This window comes from Kitasatospora acidiphila (genome assembly GCF_006636205.1).
Classification (GTDB): Bacteria; Actinomycetota; Actinomycetes; order Streptomycetales; family Streptomycetaceae; genus Kitasatospora; species Kitasatospora acidiphila.
Genome location: NZ_VIGB01000003.1, coordinates 5,096,434 through 5,121,983, shown reverse-complemented (window position 1 = coordinate 5,121,983; position 25,550 = coordinate 5,096,434). Strand labels below are relative to the sequence as shown.

Annotated in this window: 28 protein-coding genes; 24 read left to right on the top strand and 4 right to left on the bottom strand. The window is 69.7% G+C overall.

The annotated features are described in order from the left end of the window. Positions 1 to 12 precede the first annotated feature (12 nt). The 24 genes from E6W39_RS24245 (at position 13) to E6W39_RS24130 (ending at position 22,005) form a co-directional block, all read left to right on the top strand. Complete coding sequence (locus E6W39_RS24245) at positions 13 to 465, top strand: sigma factor-like helix-turn-helix DNA-binding protein (protein WP_141635325.1); 453 nt, start codon at positions 13 to 15, stop codon at positions 463 to 465. Continuing rightward, positions 428 to 1,987 carry a terminase family protein gene (locus E6W39_RS24240; RefSeq protein ID WP_181799422.1) on the top strand — a complete coding sequence of 520 codons (1,560 nt, stop codon included), beginning with the start codon at positions 428 to 430 and terminating at the stop codon, positions 1,985 to 1,987. Before E6W39_RS24245 ends, E6W39_RS24240 begins: the two co-directional genes overlap by 38 nt. Beyond that, positions 1,966 to 3,567 carry a phage portal protein gene (locus tag E6W39_RS24235; protein ID WP_141635323.1) on the top strand — a complete coding sequence of 534 codons (1,602 nt, stop codon included), beginning with the start codon at positions 1,966 to 1,968 and terminating at the stop codon, positions 3,565 to 3,567. Before E6W39_RS24240 ends, E6W39_RS24235 begins: the two co-directional genes overlap by 22 nt. A gap of 117 nt (positions 3,568 to 3,684) precedes the next feature. After that, positions 3,685 to 4,491: a structural protein gene (locus E6W39_RS24230; RefSeq protein WP_141635322.1), complete on the top strand. Its 807-nt coding sequence runs from the start codon at positions 3,685 to 3,687 to the stop codon at positions 4,489 to 4,491. Between the two features lie 90 nt (positions 4,492 to 4,581). Then, complete coding sequence (locus E6W39_RS24225; protein ID WP_141635321.1) at positions 4,582 to 6,024, top strand: hypothetical protein; 1,443 nt, start codon at positions 4,582 to 4,584, stop codon at positions 6,022 to 6,024. A gap of 137 nt (positions 6,025 to 6,161) precedes the next feature. Further along, a complete protein-coding gene (locus tag E6W39_RS24220) occupies positions 6,162 to 7,541 on the top strand; it encodes a phage major capsid family protein (protein WP_181799421.1) in 1,380 nt (459 codons plus the stop codon). Positions 7,542 to 7,608: 67 nt separating this feature from the next. Next, positions 7,609 to 7,821, top strand: a complete 213-nt coding sequence (locus E6W39_RS24215) for a hypothetical protein (RefSeq protein ID WP_141635319.1) — start codon at positions 7,609 to 7,611, stop codon at positions 7,819 to 7,821. 3 nt (positions 7,822 to 7,824) lie between these two features. Beyond that, positions 7,825 to 8,493 carry a hypothetical protein gene (locus tag E6W39_RS24210; protein ID WP_141635318.1) on the top strand — a complete coding sequence of 223 codons (669 nt, stop codon included), beginning with the start codon at positions 7,825 to 7,827 and terminating at the stop codon, positions 8,491 to 8,493. Next, positions 8,493 to 9,182 carry an NUMOD3 domain-containing DNA-binding protein gene (locus tag E6W39_RS24205; RefSeq protein WP_141635317.1) on the top strand — a complete coding sequence of 230 codons (690 nt, stop codon included), beginning with the start codon at positions 8,493 to 8,495 and terminating at the stop codon, positions 9,180 to 9,182. Before E6W39_RS24210 ends, E6W39_RS24205 begins: the two co-directional genes overlap by 1 nt. Further along, positions 9,179 to 9,676, top strand: coding sequence for a hypothetical protein (locus tag E6W39_RS24200; RefSeq protein ID WP_141635316.1), 498 nt, complete (start codon positions 9,179 to 9,181; stop codon positions 9,674 to 9,676). The genes E6W39_RS24205 and E6W39_RS24200 overlap by 4 nt, the downstream gene beginning before the upstream one ends. 62 nt (positions 9,677 to 9,738) lie before the next feature. After that, positions 9,739 to 9,960, top strand: coding sequence for a hypothetical protein (locus E6W39_RS24195; protein WP_141635315.1), 222 nt, complete (start codon positions 9,739 to 9,741; stop codon positions 9,958 to 9,960). Between the two features lie 3 nt (positions 9,961 to 9,963). Further along, the gene (locus tag E6W39_RS24190; protein ID WP_141635314.1) at positions 9,964 to 11,139 is read left to right on the top strand and encodes a hypothetical protein; all 1,176 of its coding nucleotides are present in this window, start codon (positions 9,964 to 9,966) and stop codon (positions 11,137 to 11,139) included. 109 nt (positions 11,140 to 11,248) lie between these two features. Next, positions 11,249 to 11,593, top strand: coding sequence for a hypothetical protein (locus E6W39_RS24185; RefSeq protein WP_141635313.1), 345 nt, complete (start codon positions 11,249 to 11,251; stop codon positions 11,591 to 11,593). A 26-nt stretch (positions 11,594 to 11,619) separates the two neighbouring features. Continuing rightward, a complete protein-coding gene (locus E6W39_RS24180) occupies positions 11,620 to 11,832 on the top strand; it encodes a hypothetical protein (RefSeq protein ID WP_141635312.1) in 213 nt (70 codons plus the stop codon). 4 nt (positions 11,833 to 11,836) lie between these two features. Beyond that, entirely contained in the window at positions 11,837 to 12,307 is a 471-nt protein-coding gene (locus E6W39_RS24175) for a hypothetical protein (protein ID WP_141635311.1), read from the top strand. A gap of 22 nt (positions 12,308 to 12,329) precedes the next feature. Next, a complete protein-coding gene (locus tag E6W39_RS24170; protein ID WP_141635310.1) occupies positions 12,330 to 15,575 on the top strand; it encodes a phage tail tape measure protein in 3,246 nt (1,081 codons plus the stop codon). A 9-nt stretch (positions 15,576 to 15,584) separates the two neighbouring features. Then, entirely contained in the window at positions 15,585 to 15,785 is a 201-nt protein-coding gene (locus E6W39_RS24165) for a hypothetical protein (protein ID WP_141635309.1), read from the top strand. Positions 15,786 to 15,817: 32 nt separating this feature from the next. Continuing rightward, positions 15,818 to 19,012: a hypothetical protein gene (locus tag E6W39_RS24160; protein WP_181799420.1), complete on the top strand. Its 3,195-nt coding sequence runs from the start codon at positions 15,818 to 15,820 to the stop codon at positions 19,010 to 19,012. A 127-nt stretch (positions 19,013 to 19,139) separates the two neighbouring features. After that, positions 19,140 to 19,631, top strand: coding sequence for a hypothetical protein (locus E6W39_RS24155; protein ID WP_141635307.1), 492 nt, complete (start codon positions 19,140 to 19,142; stop codon positions 19,629 to 19,631). A 17-nt stretch (positions 19,632 to 19,648) separates the two neighbouring features. Beyond that, positions 19,649 to 19,906, top strand: coding sequence for a hypothetical protein (locus E6W39_RS24150; protein WP_141635306.1), 258 nt, complete (start codon positions 19,649 to 19,651; stop codon positions 19,904 to 19,906). Positions 19,907 to 19,960: 54 nt separating this feature from the next. Continuing rightward, on the top strand, positions 19,961 to 20,431 hold the full coding sequence (locus E6W39_RS24145) for a hypothetical protein (RefSeq protein ID WP_141635305.1): 471 nt from the start codon (positions 19,961 to 19,963) through the stop codon (positions 20,429 to 20,431). Further along, on the top strand, positions 20,428 to 20,766 hold the full coding sequence (locus E6W39_RS24140) for a hypothetical protein (protein ID WP_141635304.1): 339 nt from the start codon (positions 20,428 to 20,430) through the stop codon (positions 20,764 to 20,766). Before E6W39_RS24145 ends, E6W39_RS24140 begins: the two co-directional genes overlap by 4 nt. Further along, positions 20,766 to 21,626 carry a GH25 family lysozyme gene (locus E6W39_RS24135; RefSeq protein WP_141635303.1) on the top strand — a complete coding sequence of 287 codons (861 nt, stop codon included), beginning with the start codon at positions 20,766 to 20,768 and terminating at the stop codon, positions 21,624 to 21,626. The genes E6W39_RS24140 and E6W39_RS24135 overlap by 1 nt, the downstream gene beginning before the upstream one ends. A gap of 13 nt (positions 21,627 to 21,639) precedes the next feature. Further along, a complete protein-coding gene (locus tag E6W39_RS24130; protein ID WP_141635302.1) occupies positions 21,640 to 22,005 on the top strand; it encodes a hypothetical protein in 366 nt (121 codons plus the stop codon). Positions 22,006 to 22,140: 135 nt separating this feature from the next. Here E6W39_RS24130 and E6W39_RS24125 read toward each other — a convergent pair whose 3' ends face one another. Genes E6W39_RS24125 through E6W39_RS24110 form a run of 4 tightly spaced genes read right to left on the bottom strand, consistent with a single transcriptional unit; the run spans position 22,141 to position 25,414 of the window. After that, on the bottom strand, positions 22,141 to 23,346 hold the full coding sequence (locus E6W39_RS24125) for an enoyl-[acyl-carrier-protein] reductase FabV (protein ID WP_141635301.1): 1,206 nt from the start codon (positions 23,344 to 23,346) through the stop codon (positions 22,141 to 22,143). Beyond that, complete coding sequence (locus tag E6W39_RS24120) at positions 23,343 to 23,612, bottom strand: acyl carrier protein (protein WP_141635300.1); 270 nt, start codon at positions 23,610 to 23,612, stop codon at positions 23,343 to 23,345. The genes E6W39_RS24125 and E6W39_RS24120 overlap by 4 nt, the downstream gene beginning before the upstream one ends. 21 nt (positions 23,613 to 23,633) lie before the next feature. Then, entirely contained in the window at positions 23,634 to 24,824 is a 1,191-nt protein-coding gene (locus E6W39_RS24115) for a 4Fe-4S cluster-binding domain-containing protein (RefSeq protein ID WP_141635299.1), read from the bottom strand. After that, positions 24,821 to 25,414 (bottom strand): methyltransferase domain-containing protein, encoded by a 594-nt coding sequence (locus E6W39_RS24110; protein ID WP_141635298.1) that lies wholly within the window; start codon positions 25,412 to 25,414, stop codon positions 24,821 to 24,823. Before E6W39_RS24110 ends, E6W39_RS24115 begins: the two co-directional genes overlap by 4 nt. Positions 25,415 to 25,550 lie beyond the last annotated feature (136 nt).

Below are 25,550 nucleotides of genomic sequence, written 5' to 3'. Positions count from 1 at the left end.
TCGGAGGGCACGATGGGCCGCAAGCCCGCCAACCGGCGCGATGCCCACCAAGTCCCCGTGATCGAGCGCCGCCGCGCGGCCGTCGAACTGCGCATCCAGGGCAAGAGCTGGCAGGAGATCGCCGACTTGCTCGGCTACGACTCCAAGGGCACCGCCTGCAACGATGTCCGCCGCGCACTCCAGAAGGCCGTACAGGCGCTTGCGGTGCCCATGGAGGAGTACCGGCAACTGGAGCTCGACCGCCTGGACAAGATGCAGGACGCGCTCTGGCCGAAGGTCCTGGAGGGCGACACCAAGGCGGTCGACACCACCCTTCGGCTGATGGACCGCCGGGCCAAGCTACTCGGCCTGGACGCGCCCACACGCACTGAGGGGGTGCTGACCCTCGATGCCGTCGAAGCCAGCATTGCCCAGCTCACAGCCCAGGTTGACGCTGCTCGAACACAAGCTGACGCGGCTGGCTGAGCTCCGCCGACTCATCGAGGAGCGCGACCGCCTGGAGGCCGAACGCCTGCGGAACGTCGACGTGTTCGGGATCCTCGACTACACGCCGACCGAGCGGCAGGCCGAGTTCCACGCAGCCGACGAGTTCGCGGTCATGTACGGCGGTGCGCTCGGCGGCGGCAAATCCAAGGCACTGACGATGGAGGCGATCCGGGCCTGCGTCCGCTACCCGGGCCTTCGGGTCGGTGCCTACCGGCGGACGTATGGGGAGTTGAAGGAGTCGTTGCTCGCCGAGCTGGCGAACGTCGGCTACGCGTCGGCACTCGGCGCGGTCTGGTCGGCCAGCGAGTACGAACTGCGCTTCCCGAACCGGTCGTTGATCATGTTCCGGTACGCCGAGAACGTCAAGGACGCGACCCGCCGGCAGGGTGGTGCCTACCAGCTGCTCATCTTCGACGAGTTGACCCTGACCAGCCCCGACGTGGTTGCCTTCTTGGAGACTCGTCTCCGGTCTGCGCGCACGGACATCCCGGTCCTCGGTGTCCGTTCCGGCACCAACCCCGGCGGGCCAGGCCATGGGACCGTCAAGCAGCGATACGTGGACGCCACCGACTATGGCCGGCGTGTCCACACCGACATGCGCGGCCGCAGCGTTCGCTTCATCCCGAGCAAGTTGGCCGACAACCCCCACATCAACGCCGAATACGCCCGGGACTTGACGTCCCTGGGCGAGACGATGCGCAAGGCATTCTTGAACGGCGACTGGGATGTCTTCGCAGGTCAAGCGTTCCCTGAGTGGTCCCAAGATCGGCATGTCGTCGAGCCGTTCAGTATCCCCGAGAGCTGGCGCCGGTACGCGGGCGTCGACTGGGGTTACACCAACCCGTGGGCCGTGATCTGGTGCGCGGTCGACGAGGACGGCCGCGCCTGGCTGTACCGGGAGTTGAAGGCGACGAAGGTCGGCGAGGCCGACCAGGCCCGTCGCATCCTGGACGCCGAGCAAGGCGAACATGTGGCCATCCGCTGGGCCGACGACGCCATGTGGGCGGTACGCGGCGACGCCAAGCCGATCGCCAAGGTCTACACCGAGCACGGTGCCCACCTGACCGAGGCCGGCAAGGGCGGCCGAGTCGCGGGCTGGCAGCGACTCCGCAGCTACCTCGCCGACGCGCCAGCCTGCCCGATCCACCGCGAACTCGGGCTGGACGAGTGCCCGCTCCTGCACGTCTTCTCATCCTGCACCAACTTCGTCCGGGACCTGCCCGCGTTGCCCTTCGCGACCAAGGGCGACCCCGAGGACATCGACACCGCCGCCGACGACCACCTGGCCGACGCGCTGCGCTACTTGCTGCTCAACCTTGGCAGCGGCCCCCGGTTCCCGGACGTCGGCGGCGCCCCGGCGCCCGAGGCGGAGCAGGACCTGAAGGCCCCGTTTGCTGGCCGCTACGCAGTCACCGCCAGCCCCGACGATCCAAATTCCGACGATGACGTGCCCGAGCGTGGGGCGGTGAGGAGGTCTCCGTGGGCATCCGAGCCCGACTGACCCGCCGCACCAAGGCCGTCACCGAGGCCGTCAAGCCCGTCACTACGGCCTCCGCCGGCCCCACGCCCGCGCAGGCCGCCCGCCGCGGCTACGAGTACGGCATCCCGCGCGGCGGCACGACCGAGTACAACCAGGGCGGCGGCGACCTCGGCTCGGACCGGCGCGAACTCCTGGAGCAGCTCTACCAGGTGTACACCACCTGCACATGGGCCAGCGCCTGCGTGGACGCCATCGCCCGGACCGTCACCGCGGGCGGCCTCTACATCGACTGGTCGCAGGACGATCAGGAAGGCGACCGTAAGGAACCTACCCGGCCGCCGGAGGTCCAGCGGCTTCAGCAGCTCATCGACTACTGCAACCCCTACGAGGACATGCAGCAGGTGGTGCGCGGCATGGTGACGGACCTGGAGGTCGCGGCCGACGCGTACCTGGAAGTCGTCTGGTTCCTGGGCGAGCCGATCGCCCTCTACAGCCTGGACGCGGCGTCAATGCGGATCATCTCCGACCCGCACGGTGTCGTCACCCAGTACGTGCAGATCACCGAGGATGGCCAGCGCGCGGTCTTCGAGCCGCACGAAATCATTCACATCAGCATGGACACTCCTCGGTCAGGACTGCACGGGACCTCGCCGACAGAGAAGGCGTTGCTGCCGATCACGACCTGGCTGTACGCCTCCGGGCTGCTGAAGGAAACGCTCCGCAAGGGCGACCCGCCCACGCTGCACGTGGACTTCCCTGAGTCCATGAGCGAAGGGGCGATCAAGCGCTGGCTCAGCCAGTTCCGAGTGCGATTCCTGGGCCCGAAGAACAAGGGGGAGCCAGTCGTAACGGTCGGCGGCGGCAAGGTGACCGAGCTGCAGCCGTCCAAGATCCCTGACCTGCACGCCAGCAAGGACCAGGCCCGCGACGAGATCCTCGCCGAGTACGGCGTTCCACCGGCACTGGTCTCGGTCATCGAGTCCGGCAACCTCGGCGGTGGCACAGGCGAATCGCAGCGCCGCACCTTCATGGTCAACACCTGCGGGCCGATCGCCAACCTGATCCTAGAGAAGCTCAACTTCCACCTCACACGCAAGGGCTTCGGCATCGACGGCTGGCAACTCCGGTTCCGCGACGTGGACATGCGCGACTCCCTCACCCTGGAGCAGATCCGGGACATGCGGATCCGCAACGGCCTTTGGACTCTCGACCGCGGCCGCGCCGAGATCGGCGAACCCCCGGTCGCAGGCGGGTCGGACCCAGTGCTGATCGACCGCCAGAACCTGGTGCTGTGGTCGGACATCGCCACCATGTCGAAGGCGATCATCGCGAAGGCAGCGGCCCCCGGGCTCCAGGCCGGCGCGCAGATCGACGGTATCGACATGAAGCCCGAACCCGAACCGGCGCCGATCCCGCCGGAGTTGGCAGCGCACGCCGCGGCGATGGCCGCCGGCCAGCAGCCTCCAGCGCCCGGCCAACCGCCGGCGCCGCCCGGGAAGCCGACCGAGGCCTACGACTGGCGGACCTACTACGAGGACGACGAAGGGGAGGACGAGCCGCATGACTTCGCCGCCCGCCTCCGGGCCGCCCTCGCAGCCTGACCCGCCCGGCCCAACCGGCGACCAGCCCGAACCACCCCGTGAAGGGCCCGAGCACGCCGCTGATGGCGCGCTCACCGCAGCCGGGGCGTGGCCACTGGTCCGCAAGCAGGTCTTCTGATGGTCGCCGACCGGGCGCCGACGCTCCAGCTCGGTCAGCTCACCGGCACCTGGGCCGCGGTCTACCGCCGCCGGGACCGACTTGAGCAGCGCGCGGTCGGCCAGGTGCTCGCCTTGTGGCGGGAGTTGGCGGCCGCCCTTGACCTGACGGCCGTCATGACGGCCCTGCGCCAGCAGATCGCACCGGCCGAGAGCACCCCGGCGGCCGACCGGCGCCGGCACGTGCAGCAGGTCACCACCGCCGCTGTGCTCGCGCAGCTGGCCCGGCTTACCAGCCGCCCGGAGTGGCCCCAGCTGATCGCCGCGCTCACCGCCGCGATGCACCGCGGCCGGGCAGCCGGCACCCGGGCCGGGCATGCGGTCGCCACCGACGACGGCGGCGAACTCAGCGGCGGGGAGGATGACCAGGGCGATGACGCGGGCGACGCGGACGCGGAGCTCGCCGCCGCCTACACCGTCACCGCCGCCGCCCTGCGCGGCACCGCACAGAACATTGCCCGGGCCCTGCTCACCGCGGCCGAGCAGGGCGCCGACGAGCGGGCGATGCTCGACCAGGTCGCCGCCGTCATCCGCGACGGGGCGGCCTGGTCCACGAGCACCATCACCGCCGTGGGCGCCGCCTGGACCGACGGCATGGCCGATGCCTACCAACAGCGCGGCGTTCAGGAGTTGAGCGTCGTCACGGTCGGCGACGGCCACGTCTGCCCGACCTGCGTCAATGCCGAGGACGCCAGTCCCTACCCAGCCGCGACCGCACCCCGGCCACCCCTACACCCCCTCTGCCGTTGCACCCTGCAGTCCGCCTGATCGGAGGCACCCTTGGCCGGAATCGCCACGATCCGAGGCACCGCTATCGCTCCCGGCGTCAGCCGGAACCGCAGGCTGTACACGCGGGAGATGCTCGGCCGCGCTGCCGAGCGGGCCAACGCCGCGATCGCCCGCGGCGAGCCACACACGATGCTGACCCACCACGGTGCCGAGGACGACAGTACGCGGATCGTTGGCCGGGTCACCCGACTTGAGCAGCATGACGACGGCCGGGTCACCTTCGAGGCGGAGATCGCCGACACCGCGCACGGCCGCGACATCGCCGCCCTGGTCACCGGCGACCGCCCGTTCCTGGACGGCGTGTCGATCAGGGGTGCATGGCGCGGGCCGGTCCGCCGAGTCGAGCACGACGGGCAGATGGTCGAGACAGCCGACGACCTCGACCTATACGGCCTGGACTTCACCAAGACGCCCGGCGTGCTGGCTGCGCGGATCGAACCCGGCGCCGCGCCGGCCGAAACAGCCGAGTCCGGCCGCCTGGTGTACGAGTCCGTCACCGAGGCGACCGCAGCCAAGGTCAAGCAGCCGTATGGCGCTGTCGCCTACGCGGACCCCGGCTACCGGGACAGCGTGAAGCGACTTCCGCTCGACACCCGGGCCCACGCACTCGCCTCCTGGCGGTCCCTCAGCGAATCGGCCGCCGACACCTACACACCCCAGCAGCTCAAGCGGATCCGCTCCCGCGTCCGAGCCGCGCTCACCCGATTCGGAGTCCCCATGGAGACCACGCGGCTCGGTGACGTCAGCGAGTTCTACGGCGACGTGCCCGGCGGCGATGGCGGCGGGTTCTGCATCGACGCCTACAACGGTCCGATGTCGATCTCCCTGCGCTGCTGCGGGATCGACCCGGCCGAGCTCCGAGTCATCGCCCAGGCCGCCATGAACGCCGCCGTGGACGCCCTCCAAGCGCTCGACCCCGACATGGACGCCGACATCGACGTCCCCGGTGCGCCGCACGCCGACACCGACGGCGACCTGGAGAGCAGCCGCCGGCCAGACGACGACCAGATGGAGACCGCGCCTGCCGCGCCTGCCGCGCCGACCACCGAGACCTCCCCGAGCCAACTGGCCGGGGACCCCACTCCCACCACGGAGGTGCCCGCCGTGAGCGAGCAGCCCACCCCGGCCGCCGAGACGGCCAACACCCCCGCGCCCACCGTCATCCAGCTGTCCGCCGAGCAGTTCTCGCAGCTCATCGGACGTGCCGCACCAGCGCCGGCCACGGAGTCCGCGCCCGCTGCCCCGGCAGAGCCCGTCACGGAGACTGAGGACCAGCGCGTGCAGCGCCTCGTCGCCGAGCAGCTCAAGACCGAGCGCGAGCAGATGCTGGAGTCCCTGCGCGCCGAGGTCCGCCAGCAGGGCCCCGCCCGCAAGGGCCTGCGCACCGCCAGCCCGTCCGGCAACGCGCTCGCCGAGTCCACCCCGGCCGATGCCGAAGCCCAGCGTGCTGACGCCAACGAGGCCCTCCTCCAGTGGGTCTCCAACGGCCGCTACTCCAACTACAGCGACTGACCTGCACCACCCCAAGAGCTGACTGACCGCCACCCGCGAGCCGAGTGGTGCCGGACACGGCAGGAATGGTCGCCCGCCCCCGCAGCGCACCGCGCCGGGGGCTTTTCCACGCCCATCTCCCGCCCCCGGAGGCACCCTTGTCTCGCGAACTCGCCGAGGCGCTCACAGCGGCTGGCGCATCTGCGCTCGTCCCCAAGGTCATCGACCCGAACCTGTTCGAGAAGCTGCGCCGGTACTCGCCGCTGATCGAGTCGCTGCCGTCGCAGAAGATCCGCACGACCACCTACTACTTCAACACCCGCAACGGCCTCGCCTCCGGCGGCGCCGTCACCGACGGCGGCGCCCGCCAGGTCTCTGCCGGCTCCTACTTCCAGACCGGCGCCACGATCAAGAACCTCCAGGTCGTCGGCGCGGTCACTGGCTACGCCGAGGAGGTCACGGCCGACGTCATCGGTGACCTGCGCGGCCGAGAAATCATGGGCGCCATCAAGGGCCTGCGCTGGGACACCGAGCAGATGCTCGTCGCGGGCAACGCCGGCGCCACCCAGTACGGGCCCTATCCGCAGTTCGACGGCCTCGCCAGCCAGATCACGCAGTTCACCGCCACCGGCTCGCTGGGCCAGAACTGCATCGATGCTGCTGGCGGCAACATCAGCATCTCCCTGCTGAACCAGCTCATCGACATGGTCGAGAGCTACACCGCCGAGCAGCTCACCAGCGGCGGCGCGGACTGGATGCTCGTTATGAGCTCCACCTCCGAGGGCGCCCTGGCGAGCCTCCTGACCAACCAGCAGCGGTTCGTCAACGAGGTCGAGATCATCCCCGGCCTGGTAGTGCCCAGCTACCGCAACATCCCCATCGTCCGATCCTCCTACTTGGGGACCAAGGGCAACCAGATGGGCACCGTGACCGCTACCCCGGCGACCACCGGCGGAACGCTCGCGGCCGGCACCTACTACTACAAGGTGTCGGCGGTCATGTCCCGCCAGGGCGAGATCGCCGCCTGCGCCGAGGTGAACGCGACCACGACCGGCTCCACCGGCACGGTCACCCTCGCGTTCTCCACCCCGTCCGGGTTCCAAGCCTCCACCCCGCAGACCTACATGGTGTACCGCGGCACCTCGGCCGGCCAGGAGACCCTGCTCGGCTACGTGGACGCCACTGTCGGCCTCCAGTCGGACGGCGTCACACCGATTCCGACCACGAGCATCGTCGACACGGGCACCGCGCTGGTGCCGCAGTCCGGCGTGACCGTCCCGGCGCAGACCCCGGCCACCTACGTCGGCACCAGCACCGGCCTCAAGCCGCGCAGCGCGGGCCAGGAGGACATCTACCTGATGTCCCGCGACCGCGACAACCTGCTGCGGCCCTACGTCCGCGACATCCAGCCCAAGGACGTGTTCCCGACCACCAGCTCGCCGGACTCGATGCCGTTCGCGGTCGTCTCCGACACCTGCCTCGCGATCCGCGGCCCCGAGTGGGTCGGCCGGCTGACGCGCGTCGCCCCGGCCCTGTAACCCCCTGACTGGCGGCCCGTGGCGACTGCTCCGCGCCACGGGCCGCCCCACCCTCCTGGGAGACCTGATGTTCGTCAAGAAGCAGCACCCGGGCGGCAGCTCGCACGGGTACCAGTGGCCGCAGGGCGGCGAGTGGGTCGAGATGCCCGCTGCCGACGCCCACGAACTCGTCACCATTGACGGTGCCGAGTTCGAGGCCCAGCCCGAACTGCCGAAGGGCGCGAAGGCCTACACCGCGGCGGCGACCGGCCCGGCGCCGGGCGCCCCGGTCGAGGAGTAGCCGGTGGCCGCCGACTCGCCGGTGCCGCTGGCGACGGCGGCACAGCTCCAAGAAGGTCCGTACGCGGACCTGGTGAGGTCGTACAGCCCGCAGGCCCTGTCGGACCTGATGATCGAGGCGACCCGCATGTGCGAGGGAGCGGCTGGCCGCCGGCTCGCGCCATTCACGGGCCTGGTGGAGACCGAGCGCTCGACCGGGATTGATCCGGACGAGTACATCGATGCGGGCAACGTGCCACTCGACCTGGCCGGCACGCTCGGCCAGTCGTACGCCTACGCCATGGGCACCACCTCGTTGGCGAGGCACGGGTGGCTCCAGGAGTTCGCGCCCAAGTACCAGGACCTGTGGGCGTACAGCCTCCAAACGATCACCATCCACCGCTCGTACGGCGGCGACCAGCAGGTCAACCTGTCCACAGTGCGCGGGCCCGACCCGGACACCGGCCACATCTGGTTCCCGATCGGGGAGTTCCTCCCGCTCGGCTCGTTCGTCACCTACGTCTACGGCGGCGGCTACTCCACCATCCCGGCCGACCTGGTGCGTGCCGGCAAGTACATGGCGGCGTCGATCGCGGTCCGGGAGCTGGATCCAACGATGGCCGGCCACGGCCACGACCCGGACGTGCTTGCGGCGGACGCTGAGGCGATCTGCGCGAGCTACGGCCGCGGCTGATGACCTGGGGCACGCCGCAACCCGCTTCGCCCGCGCGGCACACGGTGAAGCGACACCTGTCGCAGGCGGCCCGGGCCCGGATCTCCGCCCGGATGAAGGGCAGGCCGCACCCGCACCGCGGGCACCCGCTCAGCGCCGCCACCCGGGCGAAGATCTCGGCCGCCCTGCGCGGTCGACACCACCCCGGCCACCGGATGAGCGTGGCGGCCAGAGCCAAGCTGTCGGCCCGGATGCGCGGTAAGCACCACGCCGGGCACAAGCTCAGCGCGGCCGCCCGGGCGAAGCTGTCCGCCAAGCTGCGCGGCCGCAAGCACAAGCCGATGTCGACGGCGGCGCGCGCCAAGCTCCGGGCAAAGCTGCGGGGGCGGAAGCACAAGCCGCTCAGCGCTGCCGCGAAGGCCAAGCTCAGCGCGAAGCTGCGCGGCCGGCATCACAAGGGCGCGCACCACAAGATGAGCGCGGCCGCCCGAGCGAAGTTGAGCGCCCGGCTGAAGGGTCGTCACCACAAGCCTGGCCACCGCCGGCCGATGTCGGCTGCCGCCCGGGCCAAGCTCAGCGCCCGGATGCGGGCCGCGCACCACCGCGGCGGGCACCACAAGGGCCACCGGATGTCGGCTGCCGCCAAGGCGAAGGCTGCGGCGACCCGACGCGCCCACCCCCGCAAGAGGCAGAGGAGACGCCGCCGATGACGACCGCTGACGCCGTCACCCGGGAGACCGACTGGCTGTCCGCCAGCGGCGACGGCCTACCCTCCCTGATCGCCTCCGCGAACGGCCCATTCGACAACATCCAGGCCCACATGGCCCGGACGCCGGGCACCCGCCTGAAGCAGATCTTCGTACTCCGGCCGAAGATCACCACCGCTCGCTTCTCCAACGCCCGCCGGATCCCCAGCTACAACTTCCACCTCTCGATCTGGTGGCCGATCGGCTCGACCACGACCGGGACCCCGTTGGCCGAGGCCGAACAGGCCGCGCTCGATGCGGCGATCGACCTGCTGCGCCAGCGGGTTGAGGGCTTTCCCTTCGACAAGACCCACGGCGGCCGGTTCATGTCGGTCGCGGAGGCGCCGCGCAACACGGAGTTCACGGTGGACCTTGGCGACCCGGTGCAGGGCATCGCGAACGGCGTCCTGACCGCTACCGCCACCTACTCCGCTGACGACCAGGACTACACGGCCTGACGCCCGTCAACCACCCGTCACGGCCCCCGCCCTGCGGGGCTTTCGCATGTTCGGAGGCCCCCGTGCTCGATCCCTACCCGCAGCGCAACCCCGGGGACAGCCCAGTCGACGTCCCAGCCATCCCGGCGAACGTGCAGCCCGGCGAGGTCGTGCTGTGGCACCTGCCGATCGCCGGGTTCGAGCCTGTCACCGACACCCCGTCACCCGCCCCGGCGGCCGCCGCCGACACCCCGCCGGACGCCCCGGCCAAGACCACCCGGGCCCGCGCGGCCAGCGAGGAGTAGACGATGACGCAGCTCGCCCGCCTTGGCACGCTCGGCCTGGCCAGGGAGACCACTCCGGGCACGTACGTCGCGCCCACGGTCGGCATCCCGTACACCGGGTCTTCCGGTTTCGAGGACATGGTGGAGCAGATCAAAGATGAGTCCGTCCGGGGCGATGACACGGTGCTGCACGGCTCGTACGGCGGCCCGTCGCACGCCGAGTGGTCCATCGACTGCCTGGCCTACCCGGACCTGACCGGGCACTTCCTGTGCGGCATGATCGGCCCGGACACCGTCACGGCCGGGGTCTCCACCACCCTGAGCGCCGCAACGACGGTCGGGGCCACCGCGATTCAGACCGCGGTGTCGCTCGCGGCCGGCACGGTCGTCAAGGTCGGCACGGGCGCGGCGATCGAGTACGCCTGGACGGACGGCGCGGCGACCGGCAGCGGGCCGTACACCTCCAACGTGACCACGGTGCTGGGCAAGATCGGCGCCAACCGTGTGGGCCTCGCCAACGCCCACTCCTCGGCGGACCCGGTGCTCACCCCGACCACTCACCTCTTCAAGCAGAACCCGGCGGTGGCACTCCCCAGCTACTCGCTCACGTACTACGACACCATCCAGACACTGAGCTGCAGCTACGCCCGATTCAGCGAGCTCCAGCTGAAAATCGACCCGAAGGGTGCGGTCAGCCTGAGCAGCAAGCTGACGAGCTTCCCGAGCACGACCGCCTCGCCCGTCAGCGAGACGTATCCGCAGTACGATCCGCTGCTCGGCTGGTCCTGGGTTCTCACCAACGCGGGCGCCAGCTCGACCCGCGGCAAGACCCTGGACGGGACGATCAAGCGAGCCGTCGAGGCCATCGCATCATCCGATGGCACCCAGGGCCCGCGCGAAGTCTTTGCCGGCGCCCTGGAGTTCGACGCGACGCTGAAGGCGATCTTCGAGAACAACACCGACCTCAACCTGTTCCTACAGAACAGCCAGCAGCCGCTGACCGCATCGCTCCAGCAGCCGCTGAGCCGAGGCGGCCAGCAACTGTCCCTGACCAGCTCGAAGAGCGCCTGGTACAAGGGCAAGAGGGACATGAGCCAGGCCTACGCCCAGGCGGATTTCAGCATCAGCGGCGTATGGAACAGCACCGACGGTGGCGCGGTGCAGGCCACGCTGACGAACTGGCAGACCACCGCCTACTAGGCGGTCCCCAATCTCCCGGCGCGGGCCGGCAGCGCGCGAGCGTTGAGGGCGCGGGGACGCGCCGCCACCGCGCCGGGACCACATCCCCAACCCCTCAACGGAGTTCACCATGGCCGGATACGGCAATCGCACCATCCTGCTCGACTTCCCCGAGCTCAGCGAGCCCGGAGACCGGGTCCACGTCATCATCCGCAACCCGAAGACCGTCCCGCTCCAGGATCTGATGCCGCCCCAGACCCCGGGGCAGGAAGACGCTCAGGCCCAGCTCCGGGCCGGCATGTCGGTGATCGCCCGCCTGGTGCAGGCGTGGCACGTCTACGATGCCACGTCGCTCGCCGACGATCAGCCTCTGCTGCCCCTCCCTGCGACGCCGGACCTCGTGGCCAAGTTGCCGATGGAGATCCAGAACCGGATCAGCGAGGAGATCGCGAAGGTCCGCAGCGCGGGAGCCTAGGGCCGGACGACCCGTACCTCGTGGATGTGATCTGGGCAGCAGAGAGCATCTACGACGGCACGTGGTCCTCCGGCCCTCCCCCGGAGGAGCTGGTGGACTTCGAGGTGATGCGCGAAATGGGCTGGTCCTGGCAGGAGTTGCAGGACACCCCGTTCTACGTCCGCCGCTTCACCTGGGACCTGATCTGCACTCGCCGCGAGGCGGAGCGGTCTGCCAACGAGAAGGCGGCGAGGGGGTGACGCCGTGCCCGAGTTCAGCGCGGCCGCCCTTCGCGAGGTGCTCACGCGCGTACAACGGCAGGGGATCACGGCGGCCCGGGCCGGGCTGATTGCGACGGCGGACGCGATGGTCAAGCAGGCCAAGACGAACGCCTCGACCGGTCGGCATGCCTGGGGTACGCCGACACCGGCCACGCCCGGCACGGGCCCGGCCGTCATCTCGGGGACGCTGCGGCGCTCGATCATCCGCGAGGCCGTGAAGCGCAGCGCAGACGGCTGGGAAACCAAGGTCGGCCTGCGCCCGGACCAGCTCCCGCCGTACAACTCCCGTACGCCGTCCAGCAGGTACGGCCTGTACCTGGAGACCGGGCTGAAGAACGGTGCCCGCTACCCGTTCCTGGAGCCCGCCAGCCGCCTCGCTGGTGTCCAGGCCGAGGTGAACTTCCGGACCGCGTTTGCCGCCATCGACTGGACCGCCGCCGCGTCCGCGGACTGAACCCCCGGAGGGAGGCGCCGGCATGGCCGAGGTCGCCGACCTGTGGGTCACCCTCCGCTCGATCACCGCCCCCTTCACCGAGGGTCTGGCGACATCTGCGGCGGGGGCCGACGAGTTCATCGCGCAGCTGGAGGCGTTGAACGTCGCGGCGGACGAGACCGCGGCGAGCCTCGGCCGGATCGGTGCTGGCGGCGCACTCGGTGACACCGAGGCCGCCGCGAGCCTAGAGCGGCTGACGGTCGCTGCTGACGAGGCGGCAACCGCCATCGAGCGGTTGGCGGTTGCCCAGCAGCGGTCGACGACCTCCTCGCGGGAGGCTGCGGCAGCGTCGGATGAGCTGGGCGGCAAGTGGCTCGGGTTGTCCGGCGTGCTGAAGGGCGCCAGCGACTTTGCCGCGCTGGGAGTCGCCGGGGTCGGCTACGAGGCCGTGAAGATGGCCACGACCTTCCAGTCCAGCACCACGCGGCTGGTCACTTCGGCGGGCGAGCAGCAGTCGGCGCTCGCCCAGGTGCGTCAGGGCATGCTCGACATGGCCGGGCAGGTCGGCGTCTCCGCCGACGACCTGAGCAAGGCCATGTACTACGTCGAGGCCGCCGGGTACCACGCAGCCGACGGCCTGACCGTGCTGAAAGCCGCCGCGCAGGGCGCCGCGGCCGAGGGCGCCGACACCACGACGGTGGCCCAGGCGCTCACGGACGTCCTGGTCGACTACCACCTGAAGGCGTCCGACGCGGCCAACGTCACCTCGCAGATGATCGCCGCGGTCGCGCACGGCAAGACCAACTTGCAGGACTTCTCAGCCTCGTTCGCGTCCATCGTGCCTGCTGCCTCCGCAGCCGGCATCAGCTTCCAGGACGTCATGGCCGCGCTCAGCAGCATGACGAACCACGGGTTCACGGCGCAGAGGGCGAGCCAGAACCTGGCCCAAGCGCTCCGCAGCTTGTTGAACCCGACGAACAAGATGTACGACGCGTTCCAGCAGTACGGCGTCTCCAGTGACGTCCTGGCCAAGAAGCTGGCCGGCCCGAACGGTCTGACGGACGCGATGGAGTACATCGCGCAGGCGGCGACGAAGGCTGGCCCGGAGGGCACTACGGCGTTCGCTGCCGCCCTGAAATCCATGATGGGCACCGCGCCCGGTGCGAATGCGGCGCTGGCCACGGTGGGCGCCAACTACGAGGCCACGGCCGACACCATCAAGGCGGTCGGCTCTGCCACGGCGGACTCGTCGGGGAAGGTCGCCGGTTTCGCGCTGGTTCAGCAGGGCCTGGGTCAGCAGCTGAAGCAGCTGCGCGCCGGGTTCGACTCGGTGATGATCCGCTTGGGCGACTTCATGATCCCGAAGCTGTCCGAGTTCATCTCGCTGATCGAGCGGAAGGGCTCGCCGGTCGTCCACGACTTCGCGAGCGCGATCAGCGGGATCGCGGCTGGCTTCGACGGCCAGGCGCAGAAGCGGCCGGCTGGTCAGGTGGCGACCACGGCGGGCGGTGAGCAACACGGCGGGGCAGCCGCTGCCGCACAGCCGCTGACTGGCTGGCAGGAGGTCGGCGCCGAGCTCAGGTCGGTAGCTGACGACCTGTCGAAGGTGGGCAGCGAGGCCAGTCAGGCCTTCCGCAACCTCACGCAGGCGGCCGGGCCCACGCTGCAGCTCCTGGGCGGTGCGGGCCTGACGGCGCTGCGGACTGTCGCGAGCATCCTGTCCGGCGTAGTTGGGCCCGCTGTGGTGACGGTTAGCCACGAACTGGACGCGCACAAGGGAATCGTGCGGGACCTGATCGCGGTCGCGCTCGTCCCGCTCGCAATCCGACTCACCGCGCTGTCGGTGATCAAGCCGGTCGGCGCGATCGCGGGGCTCGCGAAGGACATCGCCAGCTTTCCGTTCTCGCAGACCAAGTCGCTGATCAGTGATGCCAAGGAGCTGAAGGCCAACCTGTTCGGCGGCCAGGTAAAGGATTCCGACGGGGTCGTCAAGGACGTCGAAGGGGCCTTCCCGAAGATCCGGAGTGCGCTTCAGACGGGCTGGTCGTCACTCAAATCGGGTTCCTCATCCGCTAAGGACCTGTTCTCTGGAGCGTTTGACGCGACCAAGTTTCAGGCACAGTCGGCCTGGTCGTTTATCTCCTCCGGCGCCAGCCAGATGAAGGATTCGTTGGTCTCCTCCTTCAATTCGGCGAGCTTTCGGGCCGCGTATTTGTGGCAGGGCGTCAAGGATGGCGGCTCGCAGGCGCTGACGTGGCTGCGGTCGGTTGGCTCCTCGGCGCTGACGATGGGCTCGAACCTCGGGCAAGCAGCCAAGGCCGGCGCGGCTTCAGCCTGGTCGGGCATGATCTCTGGCCTGCAGTCTGTGGCGACTGCCGGCAAGGCGGCAGCAGCCAGCCTGCTGGAAGCGGCGGTGGCGGCCGGCCAGAGCGCGCTTGCGGCGACTCGCGCTGCAATCGCGTGGGTTGCGGAAAAGGTAGCCACCCTAGCATCGGCAGTTGCCGAGGGCGTTTTGACGGCGGCAGAATGGCTGCTGAATTTCGCGCTCGATGCCAATCCGATCGGTCTTGTGATTATCGCGATCGTCGCTTTGGTGGCGGCCGTGATCTACGCCTGGAACCATTTCGCGTGGTTTCGGGCCGGTGTAGAGGTCACCTTCAGGGCGATCGAGGCCCTAGCACTGTGGCTCTGGCATCAAGTATTCGAACCAGCAGCGCACGGAATTGTCGCGGCCTTTGATGTGGTCGGCTCGTTCTTCTCGAATTTGCCGGGCGAGATCTCGGGCTTCTTCTCGGATGCCGAGAGCTGGCTGGTGGATGCTGGCTCCCGGATCATCCACGGTCTGGTATCTGGCATCAAGTCGGCGATCGGCTCGGTAAAGTCGACTCTGACCAATCTAACCTCCGACCTGACGTCGTGGAAGGGCCCGCCAGAGAAGGACGCGATCCTCCTGAAGCCCGCCGGCCAGCTGCTGATCGGCGGTCTGATCACGGGCATCGACGACAAGATCCCGTCGCTGCGGTCCCAACTCACCGGGCTGACGGCCGAGATCGGGAGCATGCAGCCCGCGCTCGGCCCGTCGGTGGCGAACGCCGGGGCGCTCGCGGTCGCGGGAAGTGCCGGACTGGGCGCCCTGGCGGTCGGTCAGCCTACGGCGACCAACTCAGCCGGCACCGCGCTGCCGCCGATCGTCGTCCAGGTCGACGGCCGCGAGCTCTTCAAGATCATGCAGACGCAGGCTCTCCGCAACGGTCGCAGGAACCCGACCACCGGACTCGTCTACGCGTAGGAGGTGGCCGTGACGAACCCCCTGCTCGGCAGCCTGGCCGACCCGTTCACCAGCGCCGCACTCAACACCGCGGTGTGGAACGCGACCAGCGGCACCGGCGTCTCCCTCGTGGCGCCGGGCCGGGTCGGCGTGCAGGCAGCCAGCGTCTACCCCTCGCTGGGCGCCTCAGGCCCTACGAAGCGACAGGGCAGTCCCTGTACGCCCGGGTAACTCCGGCGCTGGCCGGGACCGGCGGCGCTGTGGTGCAGACGCTGCTGAAGGTCCAGCAAGACGGCAACAACAGCGCCTACCTCGCGTGCTCGCCGGGCACCCAGTGGCAGGCGATCGTCGTCAACGCTGGCGCCTTCACCACGGTCAGCCTGCCAACCTTCGACCCGACAGCACACGCCTGGTGGATGCTGACCGAGAGCAGCGGGCAGTGGCTCTTCTCGACCAGTCCGGACGGCTTCAGCTGGACCCAGCTTGCCGCCATCCCGTACAGCTGGTCTCCGCACGCTGTCAGCGCGTACTTCGTGGCTGGCGCCAGCATCGCGGGGCAGACGGCCTACATCGAGCACGTCAACACCCCGGCCGGGGCCAGCCCGTTGATGCCGAGCTGGCCATCCATCAGATTTCAGGTGGCGTTCAACACCGGCGGCGCCATGACGACGCAGCCCTCCTACGTGGACCTGTCGTCGCGGCTGCGCGGCACCTGGAGCGTGGAACAGTCTGGCCGGCAGTACGAGCTGGACCAGATCCAGAGCGGCCAGATGACAGTCTCCCTGTGGAACCTGGACGGGGCCCTGGACGCACTCAACTCGTCCTCCCCGTACTACCCGAACGTGGTGCCGATGCGGGCGTGCAGGCTTCAGGCGGTGTGGCCGCCGACCCGCAACGCCCTTCCGCAGGGCGTCAGCACTGCGTCCAGCGTGGCCAATCTCGGCAGCAGCGCCGGTAGCTTCGCGCTGACCTCCGGCCTGCCACCCGCCCCAACCGGGCACACGGCGGCTGTGACCTGGACGATCCCGGCCTCGACCGCTGCCACCAACCTGGTTGGCCTGGCGGCGGCGAACAACGGCGGTGCCGGGTGGCCGGTTTCGGACGCGTCCGCACTCCCGGTGGTCGGCGGCCAGCCGTATACGTTCTCCTGCTGGGTGGCCCAGGCCGCAGGCGGCGATGCGACGCTGCAGGCGGCGCACCGCGTCAGCTGGTACGACGTGACGGGGGCCCGGATTACGGTGAGCATCGGGAGCGCCGTCACGGTACCGGTGCTCGGTACGAGTTGGGCACTGCTGACCTACACGGTGACCGCGCCGGCGACGGCAGTCGGCTGCCGGCCGAGCGTGCAGATCTCCAGTAGTCCGGCGAGCGCCAGCACGATGTACGTGACGGCCTGGCAGATGGAGCGGGCAGCGGCCGCAACGCCGTGGACGGCGGGCGGCGTAATCTACCCGCTGTGGTCGGGGTTTGTGGAGCGCTGGCCACAGCACTGGCAGCAGCAAGGCACCTATGGTCTGGTCGACTTGACCTGTATCGATGTGCTCGCCGGGCTGAGTCAGTTCACGCTCCAGCCGTCGCTGATGGCTGGGCTGATGGCGCTGGGCCCGGATCGGCTGTATCCGCTGGATGAGCTGCAGGGCTCCGTGTGGTGGCGGGATGCCTCCGGCAAGCACGGCGCCACCTACCTCGCCAGCTCCCCATACGGCGCGGGCACGGTGACAAGCGGCAGCAGCGTCAGCGGGTCGGGCTTCGTTGGGGCGCCTGGCCCAGTGGTCACCATGGCCAACGCCACGCCCAGCAGCTTCTTCAACTCGCAGGGCAGCTTCATCAACCTGGGAACACCGAACGGGCCGCCGTCGGGCTCCGGCTGGACACGGATCATCTGTTTCCGCACCAGCACGCTGCCGCCGGCCGGAACACAAATGGCGCTGTGGTGGTGGCAGTCGTCGTCCAGCTCGAACAAGAGCCAAGGCGGCTTGGCCTTGGATTCCAGCGGGCACCTGCACGTCAACTCGACCAACGCCGCCGGGGGAAATATCGACTTCACGATCGCGACGGCGAACTACTGTGACGGCAACTGGCACATGGCCGCGCTGATCCTCACGCCGGACGGCAAAACCTTGAACGCCAACATCGACGGCGCGGGCTTCTACAACACCAACGCCGTCAGCGTGCAGCCCACCGGGATCACCTCGGACACCATCGGCATGAACGTTCAGACCGCCGTCGGCAACTACCTGTGGGCGTACAGCGGCGACTTGGCGTACGCCGTGGAGGTCCCGACCAACAACGTCCCCTCGTTCAGCGACCTCGCAGCTGGCTTCGCCACGGGCTGGGCTGGGGAGACCAGCGCGGTTCGGGCCCAGCGGATCCTGACGATGTGCGGCTACGGCGGCACCGTCCAGGCGGAGGCGGCCACCATCGCCATGGGCGGGGCGAACCTGGCCGGCACCGACCCCATGACCGCATTGGAACTGGTTGGGGACACCGAGGCCGGCCAAGTGTATGTCGACGCCGCCGGGACGCTGTGGCTGACGGGCCGCAAGTGGCGCTACCTGCAGCCCCAGCCCGCAGTCGTCTTCGGCGAGCAACAGGCCGCTGGCGAGGTCCCCTATTTCGGTGACGTGGTGGTGGAGCTCGACCCGACGCACATCTACAACGTGGCCCAAATCACCAACCAGGCTGCCCCAGGAGCGCCTGCACAGCCGATGCAGCCCGCCAACAACACCGCCTCCCAGGTCGAGTATCTGCCTCGCACGCTTCCGCGGCAGATCAACGCGCAGGACCCGACTCTGGCCCTGGCGGCAGGGCAGTACCTGGTGTCGCAGTACGGGCAGCCGCAACCGCGGTTGAGCACACTGACCGTCGATCCCGCCTCGAACCCGGCTCTCTGGTCGCAGGTTCTGGGCCTGGGGTTCGGCGCACGAGCTCAGGTCAACCGCCGGCCACCGTCGGGGCCCGGTGCTGCAGCGATCAGCCTGCAGCAGTTCGTCGAGCACGTGACGTGGGAGGGCGACGACCAGGGCAACCTCAAGGTCCGACTGCAGCTCACCCCCGCCGGGCCGTTCCTGGGCTGGTGGGTCGCGGCGGCGCTGCACACCACGGTCGCCACGGCGTCCACGGCGGGGACGGCGACCGTGACCCTGGCGGCGCTGACCGGCTCGGCCACCAACCCGGCCGCGGCGGTCCTGGCACCCGGCACGGTGCTGACGCTCGGCTACGGCACGGCGAGCGCCGAGAACCTGACGGTGAAGTCCGTCGCGGCTACCTCGCCGGGCTACACCAGCGTGGCGGTGACCTTCACGGCCAACACCGTCCACAACCACCCGGTCGGCGATGTCGTCTGCCAGCCGCTGCCGTCCGGTCTCCAGTTGCCGGCCGCGACGGCGGCGGGGTACCCGGCGTCGCTGGACGGCGGGGCCACCCTCTCGGCGGCCGGGCCGCGCGCCGCCTACTGACCGTACTCACCCGGACCGGCCTGCTTGTGCGGGCCGGTCCTCGGCATGCCCGGAGGTGCCCATGACGGGGGTTGCACCGCCCGTCCCGTATCAGTGGTCCGTCGGCGACGTCGCGACTGCCGCGATCATGAACGCCCAGCTGTATGCGGGCCTGACGTTCCTGCTGAACCCGCCGATGTTCGAGGCCATCCAGGCGACCACCACCACCTCAATCCCCAGCGGCACCAGCTGGACCCCGATCAACTTCTCAGATGCCGCTGGCATCCTCGCCGACACCTACGGCGGCTGGAGCTCGAGCAACCCGACCCGCTACACCGCGCAGACCCCGGGCTGGTACTGGGCTTCTGGGGCCGTGTGTTTCGCGACGAACGTGACCGGAAACCGAGCCGCCCGGATCGCGAAGAACGGCAACCCTGTGCAGGGGGCCGGGACGCTGATCGGGGGCCCGGCGGGCAGCAGCCAGGCCACGGCAATCGCTACGCCGCTGCGGAAGGTCTACCTGAACGGGACCACGGACTACCTCGAGGTCCACGGACTCCAGACGTCTGGCGGGTCGCTCAACACCCAGATCTACGGGGACGTCTGCTCAGCTCTCAGCATCTCCTTCGCCCACCTCTGACCTGAAGGGCCCCCAGAATGACCACGACCTCTGCCTTCACGCAGTACGCCATCCAGCACACCATCACCGAGACGGCGACGGACAGCCAGGACAGCGCGAACATCAACTTGGTCTCGCCAGCGTGGAGCGACGCCACGGTGGCTGCATTTGTCCAGGCCCTGGAGGCGCTGCCGATTCCGACTGGCTGCACGAGCCAGGTGTCGGTGTCCAAGGCAACGCAGACCACGGTGATCTACGCGACGAACGCGACGTCGAACCCGGTCACCTTCTCCTGACCCTCAACGCCCTTGACGCCCCGCCAGCGTGCGGGGCTTTCGCATGCCGGAGGCATGATGACCACCCACGACCATCACGAGGTCGCCGCCCATGACCAGGCCGGCTCCGCGCACTGGATTGCCCACGTGCCCGCGCACGAGCCCCGCGAGGGCGACCCGCACTACCACCTGTTCCACGCCGCGAAGGAGCGGATGCGGCGGCTCGGGCTGCTGAAGTGCGCCATCCCCGGCTGTACCTTCCCAGGCCCGATCGAGCTGCACCACACCCACGTCGAGTTCTCGCTTGCGGGCGGCGTCGACCTGGAGCTCGCCTCGCAGGCGTTCGGCCACCACTTCGAGGACGATACCGACTTCGCGGCGTGGGTCGAGTCGCCGGGGAACCTGGAGCCGCTGTGCCCTGTGCACCACCGCACCCACCTCGGTGTGCACGTGCTGCCGGGCCCGCTGTGGGAGCCGCTGCGGGTGTGGCGGGCCGACATGGCGCCGCCGGCCGAGGCCGTACCTGCGCGGGAGGTGACCGGGTGAGCCGGGCCAGCAAGTTCAACGAGCGCCTGGCGGTTCGGGCCACCAGGTCGTTCGGCACGATGTGGGCGTTCTACGTCTTCACCGCGTACGGGCTGCTGCCGCTGCTGTTCCCGAAGGCGATCAACTCGCTCCTGTACTGGAGCAACGTGGTGCAGCTCGTAGCGCTGCCCTTGCTGGCCGTTGGCCAGTCGGTCCTTGGTCGGGCCGCTGAGCGTCAGGCTCGCGAGACCCATGACGCGGTCCTGGAGGACCGCCGGCTTCTCCGCGACGAGCTGAAGCTCTTGCGTGGCCTCGTCGCCGAACTCCACCCCACCACCCAGCTCCAGGAGGACTGATGGGCATCAACGGACAGGACTGGTCCAGCTACCAGGCGGCGCGGCCGGACGCGAGCGGCCTCAGCTTTGCGTTCGTCAAGGTCACCGAGGGCCTCACGTACACCAACCCGGAGTGGGCCAGTCAGCGGGACGCGGCGCGCAACGCGGGGCTGGTGGTCGGCTACTACCACTACCCGGACATGCGGAACTCGGCGCAGAGTGAGGCGGATCACTTCCTCTCGATCGCGCAGCCGGCGGTCGGTGAGCTGCTCTGCCTGGACTGGGAGGGCTACGACTCCGCCAACTCGGGTGTCTCGCACGGGAACCAGTTGGCGTACAAGGAGGCCTTCCTGCGGCACCTGAAGGCCTCGGCTCCGCAGCGGCCGGTCGGCATGTACTGCAACGCCGACTACTGGGACAACGTCGACACCACCGGCTACTACCAGGACTACCTGTGGATCGCCACCGAGGGCCGACCGGCCGGCCAGCCCGGGGTCAGCGCCAACTGGCTGTTCCACCAGTACAACAGCGCCAGCGGTGTCGACCAGGACTTCTGCCACCTCGGCAGCACCGGCGAACTGCGCTCCTGGGCCTCGTCGTTCGCGCCCACGCCCACGCCCGCCGGGCACCAGCCGTGGCCCGGCTACGACTTCAAGCTCCAGTCGAACGAGATGCACGACGGCAACATCTACAACTGGCAGCAGCAGATGGCCCGCCGCGGCTGGCAGATCACCGCGGACGGCTGGTACGGCCCCGCGTCCGCGAGCATCTGCCGGCAGTTCCAGCAGGACAGCACCGACCACGGCTGGCCGCTGGCGGTGGACGGCATCGTCGGGGCGCACACCTGGGACGCCGCCTGGCAGCGGCCCATAAGCCACTGATCGGAGGATGGCTGTGGCTTCTCCGGTGCCGGAGGATCCGGCGACCGCGCTGGCGCTGGAGCGACTGCGGGGTGTGGTGGGCGAGTCCTTCGCCGAGATCAAGGGGTCGTTGGCGTTGCTGGTGCAACGTTCGGATCAGCACGACCGGGCCCTCACCCAGCATCGCGCTGATACTGAGCGGGCGTTGGACCAGCAGCGCGCTGACACCGCCGACCTCGACCAGCGTCTCGGGGAGGTGGAGCGTGTACAGGCGGCAAATGCCGATGTGAGACCGCGGGTTGATGCGCTGGAGGAGCGTCGCTGGCCGCTGACCCCGATCGTTGCGCTCGCGGCTGTGCTCGCTGTCGTGGTAGCTATGATCCCGCTGCTGCTCCGCTGAACTACCTGCCCCCGTCTCGGCTTCGGCCGGGGCGGGGGCGGCTTCGTCATGTCCGGGGCGGTCACGGGTGGCTGATCAGATGACAGTTCAACGGCGCCCCCGCTGCGGCCCTCAGGCCGCAGCGGGGGCGCTTCGTCACGGCTGGCTGTCCGGCCATGGCACCGCGGTTTCCACCGGGCCCGCGTAGCCGATGCCGGGCACGTCCCAGCCGTACAGCTCACGGAACTGGCCGTAGAACCACATCGGCCCGGACGGGTCCCCGGTCAGCACCCCCGCCGGGTCCTCCCACAACTTGCGCACGCGCTCCTGCGCGCCCTCATCCAGCTCCCAACCGTCCAAGCGGATGCGACCCTTGTCGTCCAGTTCGAGCGGCCGGGCCCCGCTAAGCTGCTCCCACAGGTCCACCGCCTGGTCAGCCGTGGTGCGCCAGCCCTCCGGACCGAGCACGTTGCGCAACAGCGAGGTGTAGAGGGCGATGGAGGGGATGGCGGTGGACGCCTGGGTGACGGCGGCGCCGGCCACCACGGTGTAGGCCCGGCCGGCACCGTCGGCGAGCACGGTGTCGTTGAGAGCGGCCGCAGTGCGCTCCAGGTGCTCCTTGGCGGCGCCGATGGTGCCCTGCCTGTACACGGGGGCGGTCAGCTCGGAGCCGACGTAGGTCAGGGCGACGGTGGTGAAGTCGTCGGCGAGCAGGCCGCGCCCGGCCAGGGCCTCGACCCACATCTCCCAGTCTTCGCCGCCCATCACCTTGACGGTGGCCAGGTGCTCCTCCTCGTCGGCCTGGGCCAGGCTGACCGTGCCGACTCGGGCGGTGGTGTCCTCGAACTCCAGCGAGGGGGCCTGGTAGGGCTGGCCCAGCGGCTTGATGACGGAGTGGTAGACGGCGCCGGTCTCGGGGTCGGTGCGGCGCGGTGCGGCGAGGCTGTAGATCAGGTAGTCCACTGGCCCGAGCTTCGTGGCGATCCGGTCCAGCACCTCGGCCTTGGCGTCGGCGCTGAACGCGTCGGCGTTGACGAACTCGAAGTCGTTGCCGTTGGCCGCCGCGAGGCCGGCGGCGGCAGCGGTGCGGTACCAGCCGGCTGAGGCGGTGCGTCGCTCGGTTTCCGGGGCCTCGTAGGCGACGCCGATGCCGCGGATGCCGTGTCGGCGGAGCCCGGCGAGGAGGATCGCGAGTCCGTAGCCGGCGCTGGCGCCCAGCAGCAGGACGGTGGGTGCGGTGCCGTCTGGCTTGCGGGCCGGGATGGACTCCCACATGCGCTCGACCGTCGTGGCGCAGCCGGTGGGGTGGGAGTTGAGGATCAGGTAGCCGCGCCCCTTGGGGGCGATCTCTCGCGTGGTCACTGGGTGGTGTCCGTTCCGGTCGCGGGGTCGAGCCGGGCGAGCAGGACGCGGACGTCCGAGATGGTGTTCAGGCGGCCGACCTCCTCGTCCGGGATGAGGACGGCCAGTCGCTGCTCCAGGGTCACGACCAGCTCGTGCAGGGCCAGGCTGTCGATCCCGAGGTCCTGCTCCAGGTGCCCGTCTTCGGGGATCGTATCGGCGTCGCAGAGTGTGGCCTGTGCCAGAGCGTGACGGATGATCAGCTCAGTGTTTGTGGGAAGCGTCATTGAACTCGGGTCCTTCTTCGGCTACTCGGCGACGGCCAGGGTCGGGCGGCGCAGCAGGTCCTCGGGCTTGAAGATCGGCAGGGGGGTAGCCGGCGGGAGGCCTTTGGCCTTGCGGAACTCGCCGGACAGCAGGCCGCAGGAGTCGCAGAACCCGCCGCAGGTCGTGTTCTCGGTGAACTCGGCGGGCACGGCGCCGTGCAGGCCCTTGAGGCCTCCGCCGGTGGCGATCAGCTGCAGGTACTCGGAGGAGTTGGCGCGCTCCAGGATGGTGCGCAGCGAGTCGGTGAAGATGTTCCCGAAGCCGAGGCTGTCGGGGACGTCGAAGCTGGCGCACGAGTACCAGCGGCCGTCCTGCTTGAGCAGCGCGCTGGGCAGGATGTACGTGCCGACGGTGGGCGCGAAGCAGTCGAAGCAGGCGTCCATCCACCGCCGGACGCTGGTGTGCCCGGGCCGGTCCTGTTTCTTCTGCTCGGGCAGCCGCTCGTTGTCCAGGTAGACCCGCATCGTGGAGTGGACCCGGTCGTGCGGGAAGTCGCCGTACCGTCGCTCGTAGGTGGCGATCAGCTCGTAGATCTTGTGCTGGCGGTCGGCCGGGTCCGCCAGCGAGGAAACGGCGACGTTCAGCTCGCGGTCGCTGTAGTGGGTGACCGCGTGGTGGAGGATGCGGGCGACCCACTCCAGCGGCATTGTCTGCTCGCCGATGCTCAGCATGATGAGCGGCACGACCAGCTGGTTGCCGAAGAAGTCGGCTTTCTTCAGCTGCTCGAAGGTGCGTGTCATGCGGCGTTCGGAGGCGCCCCACAGGCCGTTGCTGGTCAGCTTGCTGATGTCGATTCCCCGCTGCCTCAGCGCCTTGATCAGCGGGTAGAGCGCGTGGGCGGCGACGAACGGCTCGCCGCCAGTGACTGCGGCGGTGGGCAGGCCGATGGAATCAAACTCGTCCACGATCCTGGCCCGCTGGTCGGGCGTCACGGTGATGCCCTGGGCAAGCGGCAGCGCGCCCATGCCACAACTCGGGCAGGAGTCGTTACACTTCGTGGTCAGTTCCAGCTCGATCCGCAGCGGCCGGTACCGCATGCCGGCCAGGCCGGCGGCGGCGAAGCGGTGCTCGATCCGGTCGAACACGTCGTCGCACTTGGGCGCGTACTTGCCCAGGAACGGGGTGACCGGGCCGCGGCCGGCGATGAACGTGTGCGCGCCTTCCTTGATCACCGTGCCCCCTTCGGCATGAACGGCATGAACGCGAACTGCCGCTCGATCAGGTGCAGGCCTTCGCGGTACCAGACGCCGCAGATCCCGTCGTCGGCGGTGCCGTAGAGGTTGTGCAGCGAGGTGTACAGGCCGGCGTTGGCCAGCTCCTGACGGGTGATCGGGGTGACGTGGGTGGGGTCCATCGCCAGCACGTCCACCACCTCGGGGTTGGGCGTGGTCACCACGACACCCAGCAGGGCGCTGGACATCAGCTCGGCCAGCAGCCGGAAGGGGTCCTGGAGGTGCTCCAGCACTTCCAGGCACGCCGCCCAGTCCCAGCGCATCGGCGGGGTCCAGGTCTCCAGGTCCACGTCGCCGGTCCAGCGGTCCACCGGTACGTACCGGCCGCGCCAGCCGTGGGTGGTGCGCAGCAGTACGTCGAGCTCGGTGTGGCCGGCGCCGATGTCGGCCAGGCTGTGGCGGTCGGACAGGCCACCGGTCGCCAGGCGGTCGGCGGCGACCGAGTAGCGGGCGCTGCGCTCGCTGAAGGGCCTGCGGACGTGGCGCAGCACGGGGGCGGGTGGGGCGGGATGGTTGGGCGCTTCGGGCATGGCTGTGCCCTTCTCCATGTAGGTGGCAGGGGGTTCGGCCGCCCGGACCTGCTGGGGATGTCGCAGGTCCGGGCGGCGTGGCCTTCACGATGCCACCGGGCGGTCGGGCGCAGTCGCAGTGTGGTTGCGAGGTGGT

What these genes read in the sequence shown, in the direction of transcription:
- E6W39_RS24200 (WP_141635316.1), top strand. Translation starts at nt 9,179, where the DNA reads ATGACGACCGCTGACGCCGTCACCCGGGAGACCGACTGGCTGTCCGCC.
- E6W39_RS24155 (WP_141635307.1), top strand. Translation starts at nt 19,140, where the DNA reads ATGAACGCCCAGCTGTATGCGGGCCTGACGTTCCTGCTGAACCCGCCG.
- E6W39_RS24185 (WP_141635313.1), top strand. Translation starts at nt 11,249, where the DNA reads ATGGCCGGATACGGCAATCGCACCATCCTGCTCGACTTCCCCGAGCTC.
- E6W39_RS24135 (WP_141635303.1), top strand. Translation starts at nt 20,766, where the DNA reads ATGGGCATCAACGGACAGGACTGGTCCAGCTACCAGGCGGCGCGGCCG.
- E6W39_RS24170 (WP_141635310.1), top strand. Translation starts at nt 12,330, where the DNA reads ATGGCCGAGGTCGCCGACCTGTGGGTCACCCTCCGCTCGATCACCGCC.
- E6W39_RS24230 (WP_141635322.1), top strand. Translation starts at nt 3,685, where the DNA reads ATGGTCGCCGACCGGGCGCCGACGCTCCAGCTCGGTCAGCTCACCGGC.
- E6W39_RS24120 (WP_141635300.1), bottom strand. Translation starts at nt 23,612, where the DNA reads ATGACGCTTCCCACAAACACTGAGCTGATCATCCGTCACGCTCTGGCA.
- E6W39_RS24190 (WP_141635314.1), top strand. Translation starts at nt 9,964, where the DNA reads ATGACGCAGCTCGCCCGCCTTGGCACGCTCGGCCTGGCCAGGGAGACC.
- E6W39_RS24110 (WP_141635298.1), bottom strand. Translation starts at nt 25,414, where the DNA reads ATGCCCGAAGCGCCCAACCATCCCGCCCCACCCGCCCCCGTGCTGCGC.
- E6W39_RS24225 (WP_141635321.1), top strand. Translation starts at nt 4,582, where the DNA reads ATGCTCGGCCGCGCTGCCGAGCGGGCCAACGCCGCGATCGCCCGCGGC.
- E6W39_RS24150 (WP_141635306.1), top strand. Translation starts at nt 19,649, where the DNA reads ATGACCACGACCTCTGCCTTCACGCAGTACGCCATCCAGCACACCATC.
- E6W39_RS24245 (WP_141635325.1), top strand. Translation starts at nt 13, where the DNA reads ATGGGCCGCAAGCCCGCCAACCGGCGCGATGCCCACCAAGTCCCCGTG.
- E6W39_RS24145 (WP_141635305.1), top strand. Translation starts at nt 19,961, where the DNA reads ATGATGACCACCCACGACCATCACGAGGTCGCCGCCCATGACCAGGCC.
- E6W39_RS24215 (WP_141635319.1), top strand. Translation starts at nt 7,609, where the DNA reads ATGTTCGTCAAGAAGCAGCACCCGGGCGGCAGCTCGCACGGGTACCAG.
- E6W39_RS24205 (WP_141635317.1), top strand. Translation starts at nt 8,493, where the DNA reads ATGACCTGGGGCACGCCGCAACCCGCTTCGCCCGCGCGGCACACGGTG.